The 14,036-nt window shown below is 52.0% G+C and carries 12 protein-coding genes; 4 read left to right on the forward strand and 8 right to left on the reverse strand.

Going from position 1 to position 14,036, the window contains the following annotated elements; all coding sequences use genetic code 11:
- Nucleotides 1-22: 22 nt before the first annotated feature.
- The 4 genes from AC1DLI_RS12815 to AC1DLI_RS12830 all read right to left on the reverse strand — a co-directional run bounded on the left by AC1DLI_RS12815 (nucleotide 23) and on the right by AC1DLI_RS12830 (nucleotide 5,048).
- The gene (locus AC1DLI_RS12815; RefSeq protein WP_477603415.1) at nucleotides 23-577 is read right to left on the reverse strand and encodes a glycerol-3-phosphate responsive antiterminator; all 555 of its coding nucleotides are present in this window, start codon (nucleotides 575-577) and stop codon (nucleotides 23-25) included.
- A gap of 68 nt (nucleotides 578-645) precedes the next feature.
- Nucleotides 646-1,665, reverse strand: a complete 1,020-nt coding sequence (locus tag AC1DLI_RS12820; RefSeq protein WP_477603091.1) for a LacI family DNA-binding transcriptional regulator — start codon at nucleotides 1,663-1,665, stop codon at nucleotides 646-648.
- Nucleotides 1,666-1,915: 250 nt separating this feature from the next.
- Nucleotides 1,916-2,281 (reverse strand): ArsR/SmtB family transcription factor, encoded by a 366-nt coding sequence (locus AC1DLI_RS12825; RefSeq protein WP_477603093.1) that lies wholly within the window; start codon nucleotides 2,279-2,281, stop codon nucleotides 1,916-1,918.
- Nucleotides 2,282-2,387: 106 nt separating this feature from the next.
- On the reverse strand, nucleotides 2,388-5,048 hold the full coding sequence (locus AC1DLI_RS12830; protein WP_477603095.1) for a family 78 glycoside hydrolase catalytic domain: 2,661 nt from the start codon (nucleotides 5,046-5,048) through the stop codon (nucleotides 2,388-2,390).
- Nucleotides 5,049-5,267: 219 nt separating this feature from the next.
- On the opposite strand from AC1DLI_RS12830, the gene AC1DLI_RS12835 reads away from it, so the two are divergent.
- From AC1DLI_RS12835 to AC1DLI_RS12845, 3 genes are read left to right on the forward strand one after another with little or no spacing between them, the layout of a single operon-like run.
- Nucleotides 5,268-6,155 (forward strand): AraC family transcriptional regulator, encoded by an 888-nt coding sequence (locus tag AC1DLI_RS12835; RefSeq protein ID WP_477603097.1) that lies wholly within the window; start codon nucleotides 5,268-5,270, stop codon nucleotides 6,153-6,155.
- Between the two features lie 16 nt (nucleotides 6,156-6,171).
- Nucleotides 6,172-6,336 (forward strand): hypothetical protein, encoded by a 165-nt coding sequence (locus AC1DLI_RS12840; RefSeq protein ID WP_477603099.1) that lies wholly within the window; start codon nucleotides 6,172-6,174, stop codon nucleotides 6,334-6,336.
- A 43-nt stretch (nucleotides 6,337-6,379) separates the two neighbouring features.
- The gene (locus AC1DLI_RS12845; RefSeq protein WP_477603101.1) at nucleotides 6,380-7,024 is read left to right on the forward strand and encodes a metal-dependent hydrolase; all 645 of its coding nucleotides are present in this window, start codon (nucleotides 6,380-6,382) and stop codon (nucleotides 7,022-7,024) included.
- An 86-nt stretch (nucleotides 7,025-7,110) separates the two neighbouring features.
- Here AC1DLI_RS12845 and AC1DLI_RS12850 read toward each other — a convergent pair whose 3' ends face one another.
- Nucleotides 7,111-8,547 (reverse strand): amidase family protein, encoded by a 1,437-nt coding sequence (locus AC1DLI_RS12850; RefSeq protein WP_477603417.1) that lies wholly within the window; start codon nucleotides 8,545-8,547, stop codon nucleotides 7,111-7,113.
- A gap of 376 nt (nucleotides 8,548-8,923) precedes the next feature.
- On the opposite strand from AC1DLI_RS12850, the gene AC1DLI_RS12855 reads away from it, so the two are divergent.
- Nucleotides 8,924-10,255 (forward strand): aminotransferase-like domain-containing protein, encoded by a 1,332-nt coding sequence (locus tag AC1DLI_RS12855; RefSeq protein WP_477603419.1) that lies wholly within the window; start codon nucleotides 8,924-8,926, stop codon nucleotides 10,253-10,255.
- A gap of 3 nt (nucleotides 10,256-10,258) precedes the next feature.
- Here AC1DLI_RS12855 and pruA read toward each other — a convergent pair whose 3' ends face one another.
- From pruA to AC1DLI_RS12870, 3 genes are read right to left on the reverse strand one after another with little or no spacing between them, the layout of a single operon-like run.
- Nucleotides 10,259-11,806: an L-glutamate gamma-semialdehyde dehydrogenase gene (gene pruA / locus AC1DLI_RS12860; protein ID WP_477603103.1), complete on the reverse strand. Its 1,548-nt coding sequence runs from the start codon at nucleotides 11,804-11,806 to the stop codon at nucleotides 10,259-10,261.
- Between the two features lie 38 nt (nucleotides 11,807-11,844).
- Nucleotides 11,845-12,747: an arginase gene (gene rocF / locus AC1DLI_RS12865; protein WP_477603105.1), complete on the reverse strand. Its 903-nt coding sequence runs from the start codon at nucleotides 12,745-12,747 to the stop codon at nucleotides 11,845-11,847.
- A 5-nt stretch (nucleotides 12,748-12,752) separates the two neighbouring features.
- Entirely contained in the window at nucleotides 12,753-13,964 is a 1,212-nt protein-coding gene (locus AC1DLI_RS12870; protein WP_477603107.1) for an ornithine--oxo-acid transaminase, read from the reverse strand.
- Nucleotides 13,965-14,036 lie beyond the last annotated feature (72 nt).

The following is a 14,036-nucleotide window of genomic DNA, read 5'->3' on the forward strand; positions in this document are numbered from 1 at the left end:
CCTTCATCCATTCATTCTTGCTTTACTCCGCAGGCTTCCACAGCTCCTTCCGCGATGTCGTTATCGCTGAGGCACCCGCTTCAATCGCCTGCTTGACATGCTCTTGCGTTCGGATAAGGCCGCCCGCAATAATTGGGATACCGCTCCGCTGCTTAACCTCGCTTATAATATCCGGTATAACGCCCGGAAGCACCTCTATGAAATCGGGGCGATTCTTGTCCAGCACCGTGTAGCTTCGCTCTAACGCATCCGAATCGATTAGAAAGAGCCTTTGTATCGCAATAAGTCCATTCTGCTTCGTACGTCCGATCACGCTTGAGCGTGTAGAGATAATGCCTGCTGGTCGTATGGATTGGCAAAGAAATTCAGCCGCATATTCATCGTTTTTCAAGCCGTCGATCAGGTCGGCGTGCAGCAGTACCTTTTTCCCATGCTGATTTGCTAAGTCAACGATATTTTTCAGTTGTCCCAAATGCCCGCCCAGCAGCACCATATATGAAAAAGGGGAGGCAAGAACAGCCTCCACATCTTTCAGCTTATGAACCGCAGGCAGTACATTTTGTCCGTTCAGCAACAATGACAAAGCCTGCCACCTCCGCTCAAATTCGACTGCCATTCATCCTATATGACACCGCTTATTACCGATTACAGCTGCGTCGGTTTGCCGCTGCTCTCGCGCTCTTGAAGCCTCGTCGGCAATACAATCTTCTTCGCTATTTCCCGCTTCGCAGCCAATCGATCCGCCAGAAGCTCGACCGCCGTCTCGCCCATATGCTCCATATGGACCTTTACTGTCGTAAGAGGCGGCTGCAAAAATGCCGAAATCGCAATATCGTTGTAGCCCACCATTGAAATATCTTGCGGCACCCGCAGTTTCGCTTCATGGAGCGCCCTAAGCGCACCGACTGCCATCGAATCATTTTCGATAAAAAAAGCCGTTGGCAGCTTTTCTTCGGCTATCGCCTGCTTCATCAGCTTATAGCCTTCCTCGGAATATAAATGTTCGCCCGTAAAAATCAGCTCGGCATCGAACAGCCCTTCAGCGGAAAGCCGCTCCATGAATACAAGCTCGCGCTCATCGCGCACGCGTTTATTGTTCACGAAGTTATGCCCGCCTATATAGCCGATCGACGTATGTCCAAGCCCAATTAAATAATCGATGACTTCTGAAACCGACTTCCGCAAATCGATCACGACCGAGTCGAACCGGTTATCATCAGGAGACGAATCCACAAATATAATATTTTCCAGACCCTCTGGAAAACGATCCAAGTCTTCCTTCTCGAAACGGCCGATCGCGATCATGCCGTCAAACGATTCCCCAGGCCACTCTTTCCCTGCAGGTTCTCCCCGCAAAAACAATTTAACCAGATCCATTTGCCGCTGAAAGCATTCCCGCTCGATCCCAAGCCGAATAGCCAAATAATACGGATCAAGCATTTCTTCCTGGTCGGAGTACCAGTTCACAAGTCCAACCCGGTAACGATCTTTGACCGCCAAGCCATTGCGCTGGCGCAGTGTCTTGTAATTTAAATGCTGCGCAGCTTCAAATATCCGTTTGCGCGTCTCGTCCGCTACCGAAATGCCGGGATCATAATTAAGCACCCGCGATACGGTTGCGATTGAAACCTTTGCTTTTTGTGCGATATCCTTAATCGTAGCCATACTCCGTTCCTTCCTGCAGGCCGCAGCCGCGCTATGCAAGAGCCAAAGCGCAGCCTCAATGCCCTCGTTACTTTCAATATGCCAGATTTCTTGATCCATGACAATAGAACGGATGAGATAAGTAAAATTATACTGTTTTTTTACTAAAAATAAATAACATTTTGTCCCTACACTAAATGGACGACTGTTTTCCTCAAAAAAAGGCTGCCCAACAGGTAATTAACCTGAAGAGCAGCCTTTCCAAAATCTATTATTCATGCTTTAAATGCTGAAGCGTCAGTAAAAAGATTTGTTCCACATGATCGTCATCAAGCGAGTAGAAAACCGTTTTGCCGACCTTTCTCCGCTTTACGATACGCATATTCCTCAGCAGCCTCAGCTGATGGGAAACCGCTGATTGACCCATCGAGAGCACTTCGGTCAGGTCATGAACGCAGAGCTCTGATTGGACGAGTGCATGGATCATCTTCACCCGCGTTGGATCGCCCAGCGCCTTGAACAGATCTGCCAGCTGGGCAGCGGTTGTCTCCGGAATCAATTTGCTTTTTACATTCTCTATGTTTACCTCAGAGCCTGCGCATGTATCATCGCATGCCGCGGCAACTTGATTATCCATTTTTCATCCCACCAACCCTATTTGTCCTGAAGCACATTATACCATGTTTTAGAGTAAGGGGGTGAGCCTGATCCGCTGCCTGCTGCCTATGCCGTGCATGAATTCCCTACCACGCAAACTGGTAGCTGCCTGATCCAGCCGTGATTGTAAGGCCATCCGCTGCCGCATGTACCGCATTTATTCCCGCAGCTTCGCTGAGTGAGGCCCCGCTCTCGGTAACCTTGGATTCCGCCGATGTGTCCGGCAGCCGAATATTTGCCGTCGTATTCGGCGGTATGGTCACGTCCAGCGTATAGGCTCCATTCTCTGATTTGTTCCATTTAGAGCTGACGGTTCCGTAAAGAGTTTCCAAGCTTCCTTCCGCCCAGGTCAGCCCCTCGCCAGGCTGCGGTGCAATGATTATCTGTTTGTAGCCGGGAGCCTCCTCTACCGTTTGAATGCCTGCTGCCGTCCGGTACATCCAATCGCCAATGGCGCCGTACGCATAGTGGTTGAAAGAGTTCATATCCTTGCTCCAGAAGCTTCCGTCCTCCTTGATTCCGTCCCAATGCTCCCAAATGGTCGTTGCGCCCTTCGTCACCGGGTAAAGCCAGGATGGATAGGTCTGTTGAAGCAGCAGCTTATAGGCAATCTCGTTCTGGCCGTAAGCGCTGAGCACATGGTTTAAATATGGCGTGCCCACGAAGCCGGTCGTCAGATGGAAATCACTTTGCTTCAGCAGCTCGGACAGCTTCTCGACGGCCCGTTTCTCGGCAGTCTCGTCAAGCAAGCCAAACATCAGGGCAAGCACTTGAGCCGTTTGCGTCGGAACGGCGAGCCTCCCCGATGCCGTTACGAATTCCTCCCGGAATGCGGATACGATTCGGTCATATAGCTCCTGATATTCCGCCTCTGCCTCAGATTTATTCAGGATCGCGGCCGTCTTCCGAACCAGCGATACCGAGTACGCATAAAAGGCCGTCGCGATGAAATCACGATCCGTTGCGCCTATGTAATCGCCGGATTTGGCATCGAGCCCGAGCCAGTCGCCAAAGTGAAAGCCCGTATTCCACAAAAACTCGTTTTCGCCCTGTCTCCGAATATACGAAACCCATGCCGCCATACTGTCAAATTGCTGTTCCAAAATTCGTTTGTCGCCGTAACAAACATAAAGGATCCATGGACAAATAACAGCCGCGTCACCCCAAGCCGCCGAGGATTGATCCTGCTCTTTCAGCACATGTGGAATAACGAATGGAACGCCGCCATCCTCGCCTTGTTCGGACTTCAAATCGCGCAGCCACTTGGTGAAGAAAGGAGCAACGTTCGTTAAATAGGAAGCCGTCTGAATGAACATTTGTGCGTCACCAGTCCAGCCTAGCCGTTCATCGCGCTGCGGACAATCGGTCGGCACGTCAAGAAAGTTACCCTTTAAGCCCCATTTGATGTTGTGCTGAAGCTGATTGACGAGCGGCTCCGAGCATGCGAAATGCCCCGTTTCCTCCATATMCGAATGCAGAACAACGCCTGTAAAATCATCCAGATCCAACTCCTCCGGAAATCCGAGCAGCTGCACGTAACGGAAACCTTGGAAGGTAAACCGCGGTTCGAAGGATTCACGCTCTCCGCCTTTTAGTACGTAGCGAATGCTCTGCTTGGCCGCCCGCAAATTTTCGGTGTAGAAATTGCCCTCATTATCCAGAACCTCGGCGTGCAGCAGCGTTACCTCCGTTCCTGCCGTTCCCTCTACCTCAAATTGAACCCAGCCGACCATGTTTTGGCCAAAATCAAGCACCCGCTCTCCCTTCGGAGTCGTAAATAGGGCAATCGGCTTTAATCTCTCCTGCTTGCGCACGGGCTCATTTATTTGCGGCTTCAGCATATCCAGCCCATGCTCGATCACAACGGCGGGTTGCCAGCCTTCTCCGTTTTCTTCATAGGCAGCTGTGCTCCAGCCCTTCCGTTCAAGGTGCGCATCGTAGGTTTCACCGTGATAAATCTCCGACAGCTGGATCGGACCGACAGCAGCCTTCCAGCTGTCATCCGAAACGATCAGCTCCTCCGTTCCGTCGGTATACACGACCCGCAGCTGCAGCAGCAGCGCCAATTGATCGCCATACAGGCAGCGCTGATTGCCCCATGCCAAATTCCCTTTATACCATCCATTGCCAAGCCATGCGCCTATCGCATTTTCTCCTGACTCTAGCAGCGCTGTCACATCATACGTCTGCGTTTGCAAAGTATGGTTGTAGCTCGTCCAGCCGGGTGTAAAATAGCTGTCGCCCACCCGCCGTCCATTAAGCTCCAGCTCATAAAGCCCCAGTGCCGTCGCATACAGCCGCGCTTCTTTCACCGTGCCTGCAAGCTTGAAGCTCTTTCTTAGCAGCGGTGAGGGCTCGGCTTCGACAGGCAGCAGCGCAAGCGGCGCGGCAATCCATTCCGCTGACCATTCTTCCGGGCTGAGCAACCCCATCTCCCAGAAGGCCGTCTCTGACCACGGTGACTGCTCCCCCAATTGATTCCATGCCCGAACGCGGTAGTAATAGCGCTTGCATGATTCCGCTTGAAAGGCTTGCAGCTCCACAAGCACCGATTGATCAGAATCCATTCGCCCCGACTTCCAAATGACAGAAGCAAATTCCGCATCGCCGGCTATCTCGATTTCATAGGCAATCTGTCTCACCCCGCGCTCATCCGATTGCAGCTTCCAGCTCAGCCGAGGCCTTGCCACACCAATTCCAATCGGGTTTTCCTGATACTCACAGCGCAGTCCTCTCGTCTCGAACATGCTTTATTCCTCCTAAAGTTCGTTTATACTGTTGCACTTTGCTAGTTTCCCGTCCGTGCCCGCGTCATTTTTCGAGTGTTCGCCTTCCTTGCCACGTTGCTTTCCTCTATAATTATATGAAAGCAGTTTTAAATATTTACAGGTGAAAAGGACAAAAGCATGGGGTAATCCGGACATTTCCGCAAGAGGCTGAAAAATTTTCCTAGGGGAGAGCGCTGCATGAACCATCCCGTAGAAACGTACCGTGGCGAGCACTTTTTTCAGAAGAACCTGCTGCTCTACGTCAATCGCGCCGTCGAAAGCATTATGAGCCCTTATCATGATCATGATTTTCTTGAATGCGTATATATTGCTGAAGGAACGGGCTACCATCACATCGGGGATCAAGTACATAAGGTGAGCAAAGGGCAGGTTTTTTTCATTCCCATCGGTATTTCGCATGTGTTTCGACCGCTTTCCACAAACAAAAAGAGCAGCCCTTTGGGCGTATTCAACTGCGTCTTTTCTCCGCTGCTGCTGCATAAGCTTAGTCCATTCGCTTCGGATTACCGCATCGCGCAGCTTTTGAATGATATGGAGAACGGGCATTGTCCCTATTATTCCTGCATGGATAATAATGACGAATTCGAGAAGCTGTTTCGATCGATGCACCGTGAATATGAGCTTCCTCGGACCGGCTCATCGGATTACTTGCATTCCCTTCTGCTGCAGCTGCTCGTTACGCTGCAGCGCTCGATGGAGCATGACAACCCGGCACAGGTGGCGCAGCAAACGTCTTTTCATATGCTGTTGAATGAGCTGGATCAGCATTATAATCAGGAGCTGACGCTTGCTAAGCTTGCGGAGGCAAGCGGCTGGAGCGAGCGGCATCTGCAGCGGCTTTTTCTGCAGCATACGAAGCAGAGCTTCTACCGCTACCTGCAAAATTTACGCATCCAAAAAAGCCAAGAGCTGCTTCGCGGCTCTACGTTCAAAATCAGCGCCATCGCCGAGATGGTCGGCTACAGGGACATTCATTCCTTTAATGCGTTATTCAAAAGATGCACGGGCATGACGCCAAGCGTTTACCGCAAGGAAACAACGATTACCGGCAAGCTGACTAGATAGGAGGTTCTAGGCCAACATGTTTACGCTGAAAGAAAAGATTTATCTGCTTCAATTGCTCAAGCAGCAAAAACGGAAGCGGATATTCGGATTCGGCAAAAAAGACCCGTCACATGACCGGCTCGTAGAAAAGCTGGAGCAAATGGCACGCAACGAACAGGTTAACCGCGAACAACTAAAATAGACTGCAATTTCGCAACTACACATCGTCAGTCACAGGAGGATTTATGACAGGAAAGACCCATTTGGCCATTGGAGCCGCTGTTGGCGCCGCCGCTTCCGTTTATTTTCCCTTTACCTTGGAGAATGCCGCTATTTACATTGCAGTAGCGGGCTTCTCTGCTTTAAGCGCCGATCTTGACGGCCCCAGCATGCTAAGCGCCAAGCTCAGCAAAATATCCAAGCTTATTCGCGAGTTTACACTGTGGTCAGGCTTCCTGCTTGCAGGCATCATCTGCTATTATTTCTTCACTGACCGCACGCCGTCCCCCTTGTACATCGGGGTTGCCGGCGCTGTCTTCCTGCTTGGCCTGGTCGCTAAACAAGGCGTCATTCGAAATGTGCTTGCCAGCGCCGTCGGCATTATCGTCATGTATGCCGGTTATTACTATCAGATGAACTGGCTTATCGGCTTTGGGCTGTTTGCCGCTTGGGTGCCATGGCTGAAGCATCGCGGCATGACGCATACGGTATGGGCTGTCCCGATTTGGGGAGCTATCGGCTGGGGACTGGAAAACCAGCTTCAGCTCGAAGGGATCGCAATCGTTGCGATGCTCGGTTATTTATCCCATCTCGTAGCGGATACCCTTACGCCGAGCGGCGTGAAATGGCTTTATCCGTTAACGAAAAAATCGTTTAAAATCCGGCTGTAGGCGCTGCTAACAGACCAAACAGCAAATAGGCGCAAGCATGAGACCTCAGAGTCTCTGCTTGCGCCTATTTTATTGGCCTATGGCCGTTAGTTAAATGCTGAAGGCGGATACCGGTGCTTCGTCGCCTGCTCGTATCCGTACGCAAGCTTAATGAGCGTCGGCTCGCTGAAGGCGGTGCCGATAAAGGAAATGCCCTGCGGCCCCTTGGTCACATAGCCGCCCGGCGCTATGATTCCTTGCTCGGCATCGCCACCGGGTACTGTTATGACAGGATAACCCGCCCTTGCGGCAAGGTCGTCGCCGCCCTCGTTGCCGAGGAACAGAAGCGCATCCAACCGATATTTCTCCAAAGCAGCGTCAATGCCTTGCTTCCCGGCCAGCTCTTTATTTCTGCGCAGGCTTTCCATATACTCCGGCTCCGTCAGCGTTCCGCTCGTCTCCTCTGACCAGATCAAAGTGCCTTGACCGTATTTCAATGCGATTTCGGCAAACCTTTCATTGTAGGCAATCAGCTCCTGCAGCGAATGGACGGGTACCGATTCATCCAGCTTTGCCAAATAATCATTCAGGTATTTTTTGAACTCGTACCGCAGTACATGCCAGTCCCAATCAACCTGCTCGCATGGCAGCTCCACGGGATCAATGATGGCGGCGCCTGATTCCTTTAAAGCCTCGATGGCTCGCTCTATGACCGCTAACCTGTCTTCGTCTAAATCTTTATAATAAAAGCGCGGAACGCCGATCCGGGCTTGCTTCAAATAGCTGGCATCCAAGAAGGATGTGTAGTCTTGCTGCGCGTGCCTCGCTCCCGCCGCGGTTGCCTGGTCCCGCTCATCCGCCCCTGCTATCGCTCCGAGGAGAATAGCCGCGTCGGTTACCGTTCTCGCCATGGGTCCGGCTGTATCTTGGCTGTTCGTAATCGGAATGATGCCTGCTCGGCTGACTAATCCAATCGTAGGCTTAATGCCGACCAATGCTGTCTGGCATGCCGGGCTGATAATCGAGCCGGAGGTTTCCGTTCCGATTGCAGCCGCTCCCAGATTGGCGGCAACCGCGGCAGCTGACCCGGAGCTCGAACCGCCGATAAACAGCTCCCCCGGGCCATAAGGATTAAGCGTCTGCCCGCCTCTGGAGCTGTAGCCTGCCCACATCGACCCTGACATAAAGTTAGCCCACTCGGTCATATTTGTTTTTCCCAGTATTACAGCACCCTCGGCACGCAGTCTCGCAGCTACGGCAGAATCCTCGGCGGCGTTAGAGTTTGCCAGCGCCACTGAGCCTGCGCTCGTGTGCAGCCGATCCCGCGTATCGATATTATCCTTCAGCAAAATCGGAATGCCATGCAAGCTCCCCCGGCTTCCGGTCTCGCCCCGTTCCTTATCCAAAGCCTTTGCGATGTCAATCGCATCCGGGTTGATTTCCAGTAGGGACCGAAGCAGCGGATCATGTGTCCCGATCCGCTCCAGGTACAGCGTGACCAGCTCTTCCGAGCTCAGCCAGCCCTCTTCCATTGCGGCTTGCATCCTAAAAATGTCCGCTTCAATGATCCATTTTTGCTTATTTATTTTCACTTGCTTATCCCCCCCGTCCAGCCACGTTCTCTTCCCATTCTTCTATCATCCTAACCAACATGGGGAGTCCTGTCACCGTAATGAATAAGTATAGCCAAACTTTCCAAGCTGACTCTTTCGGCGCTTTGCTTGTTTATCCGTTAGTTCAATTAACGGGAAAAATTCCACAGCATCATCCAATCAAAAACAGCTTTCAAATTCGAGGCATTTTAGGCAAGAAAATAGCAGGTTTAGCACATCTCCTCCGCCTCGCATGCTACACTATTCGAAATGCACTAAAACGGAACCGATAGAGAGGAGCTTGCACGTGTACATCTACTTAAAGCTCATGAGCCAGCTGGAGGAGCTGCTCTCAAAGCAGCCTTATCGGGACGGACAAAAGCTGCCTTCAATTCGCACGCTCTCCAAGCATTTTGGCTGCAGCATAAGCACGATTGTCAAAGCATTAGAGGAGCTTGAGAAAAGGCATCTGGTCTATGCAATGCCGAAGAGCGGCTATTATGTGGTGAAAGGAAGCCAGATTGCGCCAAGCGAAGCGAATGGCGTTTTGAATTTTGCCGCTGCAGCTCCCGATCCCGCACTGTTTCCTTACTTGGACTTTCAGCACTGCATCAATAAAGCCATCGATACCTATCAAAAGGATTTATTCATGTACGGCACGGCCAAAGGAATGGATTCCCTTGTGGACATCGTGTGCAAGCAATTAGCAAGCTATCAGGTTTTCACGCCGGAGAGGAACGTGTTTATCGTATCCGGAATCCAGCAGGCGCTGTCGCTGCTTGCGGTTATGCCTTTTCCAAATGGAAAAAACAAAGTGCTGATTGAGCAGCCTGGCTACCATCTCTTTATTGAATATTTGGAAACGCGCCGCGTGCCGGTTATCGGCATTGAGCGTCATGCGGACGGGATTGATTTTGACAGGCTGGAGGAGCTATTTCGTACGGAGGATATTAAGTTTTTTTATACGATGCCGCGCTTTCACAATCCGCTTGGCTGCTCTTATTCGCGAGAGGACAAGAAGCTGCTCGCCAAGCTGGCCTCCAAATACGATGTGTATATTATTGAAGATGACTACTTGGCTGACTTTGAGCAGGACAGCAAGGCCGATCCGGTATTTGCCTACGACGGCTCGTCCCATGTCATTTACCTGAAAAGCTACTCGAAAATTATATTTCCAGGCCTGCGCATCGGTGTCGCGGTTATCCCTGACAGCCTTGCCGAACTCTTTCGATTGTTCAAAAAACAAAATGACATCGACAGCTCCATGCTCTCGCAAGCCGCGCTTGAAATCTATTTGCGCAGCGGCATGTTCGATCGTCACCGCAGCAATATTCGCGATCGCTACGCGGTAAGAGCCAAGCTTCTCGATTCGTCTCTCGTGCAGGCAGCTTCTCAAAGCAGCGGCGCTTTCTCATATGAACGCTCCAAACAGCCGATTACCCATACTCATATTGTGCTGGATCGAACGATTTCAGTCCCGCAGCTTATCAGACATTTACGCAAGGAATCGATTCTCGTTGACACCGTGGATCGTGACTACTTGTCTGATTTTCAGCGAACTAATCTATTGAAGCTAAACGTGACGAACGTGAACGAAGAGAACATAACGAGAGGAATCGAGCGGATTGGCGATTTGATGGCCCTATCCGCTCGAAAGTAACCGTTAGAACCTCTCTGACACAACCTTCGCCTGCGTGAAGAGCAGCAAGTAATCGCGTCCGCCTGCTTTCGAATCCGTACCCGACATATTAAAGCCGCCAAAGGGATGGACGCCGACTAAAGCGCCCGTGCACTTCCGATTCAAATAAAGATTACCTACATGGAACTGCTCGCGTGCCTGCTCCAAGCGGCTGCGGTTCCGCGAGATAACCGCGCCCGTTAAGCCATATTCGGTATTGTTCGCAATATCAAGCGCCGCATCGAAGTTATCGGCTTTGATAAAGGCTAAGACGGGCCCGAATATTTCCTCCTGGGAAATACGTGCGTAAGGGGCCACATCCCTGACAATCGTCGGCTCAATGAAATAACCGCTGCTGTCTCCAATTGTCCCTCCTTGCACGATAACGCCTTCGCTGCGACCAACCTCGATATATTTTAATATACTCATATAAGCTCGTTCATCAATGACAGGTCCCACATCGGTGCTCTGCTCGTTGGCCTTCCCAAGCTTAAGCTGCTTCGTTCTTTCCACAACCTTCTCAATAACCTCTTCATAGACCAGCTCATGCACGACCGCCCGCGAGCAGGCGGAGCATTTCTGGCCGGCATAACCAAAGGCGGAGGCGGTAATCGCATCCGCGGCTAGATCAAGATCCGCATCCTCATCCACGATAATCGTATCCTTGCCGCCCATCTCCGCCACGATCCGTTTGATCCATCTTTGATCCTGCTGGTTAATAGACGCCTTTTCGTTGATACGCAAACCGATCTCCCTGGAGCCCGTAAAGCAGATAAAGCGGGTTAATGGATGCTCCACCAGAAAATCACCCACCTCGCTGCCCGCTCCCGGCAGGAAGTTCACCACGCCGTCCGGCAGTCCCGCAGCCTCCAGCAGCTCGATAAACTTGGCGGCAATGACGGCGGTAGCGCTGGCTGGCTTCAGAACCACGGTATTGCCGGCAACGACTGCCGCCATCGTCATGCCCGCAAGTATGGCAAGCGGAAAGTTCCAGGGCGGGATAATGATGCCCACGCCAAGCGGAATGTAGACAAGCTCGTTATCCTCGCCTGTTAAAGGCACCAGCGGCTGGCGCTCGGCCAGTCTCTCCATTTCTCGACCGTAAAATTCCAGAAAATCAATCGCTTCAGCCGTATCTCCATCGGCCTCAGCCCAGCTTTTGCCCGCTTCGTACACAAGCCATGCAGAAAATTCATGCTTGCGCCGTCTCAGCAAGGCTGCCGCCTTGTAAAGCACTCTTGCTCTGGCGGGAGGCGTCACTTTCTTCCAATCCTCAAACGCAGCAGCAGCCGCGAGAACGGCCTTATGCGCAAAATTCGTGTCTGCTTGAGATACAATGCCCACAATCTGCTTCACATTCGAAGGGTTAATCGATTTCCGCTTTTGTATCGTTTCGATACGGTCAGGCCCAATCTTCAGCATATATTCCCGGCCGAGCTCCAGCTCTACCTTGCGCAGCGCCTCCTGGAAATCGTTGATATGGTCGGTTACATTAAAATCGGTAAAAGGTTCGTTCTGAAATGGCTCCCGCATAGGCGTATCCCTCCTATCCATTCGAATCGATTCATCCTTTACAAAATCTGCTCGCCAAGCAGCGAGCCGATCAGCTCCACCGCTAGCTTAGCCGTCTGATCATTATGGTCGAGGCTTGGGTTGACTTCTACGAACTCCGCCGAAGTTACGATATCCGACTGGAACAGGAGCTCCAGCGCAAGATGCGCCTCCCGATAGCTGAGGCCTCCCCGGACAGGCGTCCCTGTACCGGGTGCCTCAATGGGATCAAGGCTGTCGATATCGAAGCTGACATGCACGCCGTCCGTCGTTTGCTTCATCTGTCCAATGACTTTCTCCATCACCCGCGCAATGCCCAGCCGGTCGATGTCATGCATCGTATAACAAGCGATGCCTAACGAGCGAATATATGCCTTTTCTCCAGCGTCGAGCGACCTGGCGCCAACAATCGCGACATGCTCCGGCTTTATTTTGGGCAAAATCCCCCTCAAGCTCGTCAACAGCGGGATCCCTCGCCCAAGGCTGATGCCAAGCGACATGCCATGGATATTGCCGGAGGGGCTTGTGTCCTCCGTGTTCAAATCCGAATGGGCATCAAACCAAATGACGCCAAGGTTCGCATAATGCTCCGCCAGTCCCGCGACCGTCCCGATCGAGATGCTGTGATCACCGCCAAGAACGAGCGGGAATGCGCCCTCGTCTACGATGTCCGATACGCGGTCTGACAGCCTGCTGCTTATGTCATGCACTTCAGATAAATGCTTGGCATTCGCCGACTTCAGCGGCGGCAAAGGCGAGACCAGGCTGATTTCCCCGGCTAATCGGAAAGCAATATTCAGCTCCGTCAGCTTATCGGCAAGCGCTGCTGCATGCAAAATATGTGCCGGACCAAGCTCCGCTCCGGGGGTACCGGCCCCTTTTCCAAAAGGAACCGCAACGATTGCAACCTCTTGAATGGTCATAGCCGTCACTCCCCTGCCAAAGCGTTGTTATGGAAGACCTCCTGAATCCGCTCAAATGCCCAATCAATCTCATCCGTCGTTATGGTGAGCGGAGGCGCCAGCCGGATGACGAATTCATGCGTTTCCTTGCAGAGCAGACCTGCCAGCATCAGCTTCTCGCAATAGGACCTAGCAGGTACGGACAGCTCGATGGCAATGAATAGGCCGCGGCCTCTAATTTCAATGATGTCCGGATGCTGCAGCGTTGCAAGCTTAATTATGAAATAGCTCCCAAGCGTAAGCGAACGGTCCGCCAGCTCTTCCTCCTCGATAACTTGGAGTGAAGCAATGGCAACGGCGCAGCTCAGCGGATTGCCTCCAAACGTCGAGCCGTGCGAGCCTGGATCAAACACGTCCATGATGCCCGCATTCGCCGCAATCGCCGATACGGGCATGACTCCTCCGCCAAGCGCTTTGCCCATAATGTAAATATCGGGAATGATTCCCTCCCAATCGCAAGCGAATTTGCGTCCTGTGCGCCCAAAGCCCGTTTGAATCTCATCTGCCACAAGCAGCAGCTGCTGCTCCTCGCACAGCTTAGCTGCCGCTGCAAGGAATCCATTCGGCGGAATCCGTATGCCTGCCTCGCCTTGAATCGGCTCAATCAGCACCGCAGCCGTATTCGGCTGAATTGCCGTTTTTAGCGCCTCGATATCTCCATAGGGCACGATCCGAAATCCTGGCGTGAAGGGTCCGAACCCCTGCCGGTAAGCCTCGCTTGAGGAGAATGAGGTAATCGTCAGCGTCCTTCCGTGAAAATTGCCTTCAAAAACAATGATCTCCGCTTGATTTTCGGGTATATGCTTGACGCTGTAAGCCCAGCGCCTTACCGCTTTTATCGCCGTCTCGACCGCCTCAGCCCCTGTATTCATAGGAAGAATGCGTTCCTTTCCGGTATAAGCGGCAAGCTTCTCGCAGAAAACGCCCAAAGCTTCATTATGAAAGGCGCGTGACGTAAGGGTAACCTTATCCGCTTGCTCCTTTAACGCTTCAATAATGCGGGGATGACGATGTCCTTGATTCAAAGCCGAGTAAGCGCTCAGCATATCCATATAGCGCGCGCCTTCCGGATCCTGCACCCAAACACCCTCTGCACTGCTAATGACAATCGGCAGGGGATGATAATTATGGGCGCCGTATTGCTCTGCCAGTTCAATATCCTTCTGTGCCCTGTTCATCACCTGCTCCTTTCTGCAAGCCTTGCAAAAAATAGCCTTTTTTGAATTTTATGCGGTTAAGGGGTGACAAAT

It is taken from the genome of Paenibacillus sp. 01T443 (assembly GCF_056398325.1).

What these genes read in the sequence shown, in the direction of transcription:
- AC1DLI_RS12820 (WP_477603091.1), bottom strand. Translation starts at nt 1,665, where the DNA reads ATGGCTACGATTAAGGATATCGCACAAAAAGCAAAGGTTTCAATCGCA.
- AC1DLI_RS12825 (WP_477603093.1), bottom strand. Translation starts at nt 2,281, where the DNA reads ATGGATAATCAAGTTGCCGCGGCATGCGATGATACATGCGCAGGCTCT.
- AC1DLI_RS12835 (WP_477603097.1), top strand. Translation starts at nt 5,268, where the DNA reads ATGAACCATCCCGTAGAAACGTACCGTGGCGAGCACTTTTTTCAGAAG.
- AC1DLI_RS12840 (WP_477603099.1), top strand. Translation starts at nt 6,172, where the DNA reads ATGTTTACGCTGAAAGAAAAGATTTATCTGCTTCAATTGCTCAAGCAG.
- AC1DLI_RS12845 (WP_477603101.1), top strand. Translation starts at nt 6,380, where the DNA reads ATGACAGGAAAGACCCATTTGGCCATTGGAGCCGCTGTTGGCGCCGCC.
- AC1DLI_RS12850 (WP_477603417.1), bottom strand. Translation starts at nt 8,547, where the DNA reads ATGCAAGCCGCAATGGAAGAGGGCTGGCTGAGCTCGGAAGAGCTGGTC.
- AC1DLI_RS12855 (WP_477603419.1), top strand. Translation starts at nt 8,924, where the DNA reads ATGAGCCAGCTGGAGGAGCTGCTCTCAAAGCAGCCTTATCGGGACGGA.
- pruA (WP_477603103.1), bottom strand. Translation starts at nt 11,806, where the DNA reads ATGCGGGAGCCATTTCAGAACGAACCTTTTACCGATTTTAATGTAACC.
- rocF (WP_477603105.1), bottom strand. Translation starts at nt 12,747, where the DNA reads ATGACCATTCAAGAGGTTGCAATCGTTGCGGTTCCTTTTGGAAAAGGG.
- AC1DLI_RS12870 (WP_477603107.1), bottom strand. Translation starts at nt 13,964, where the DNA reads ATGAACAGGGCACAGAAGGATATTGAACTGGCAGAGCAATACGGCGCC.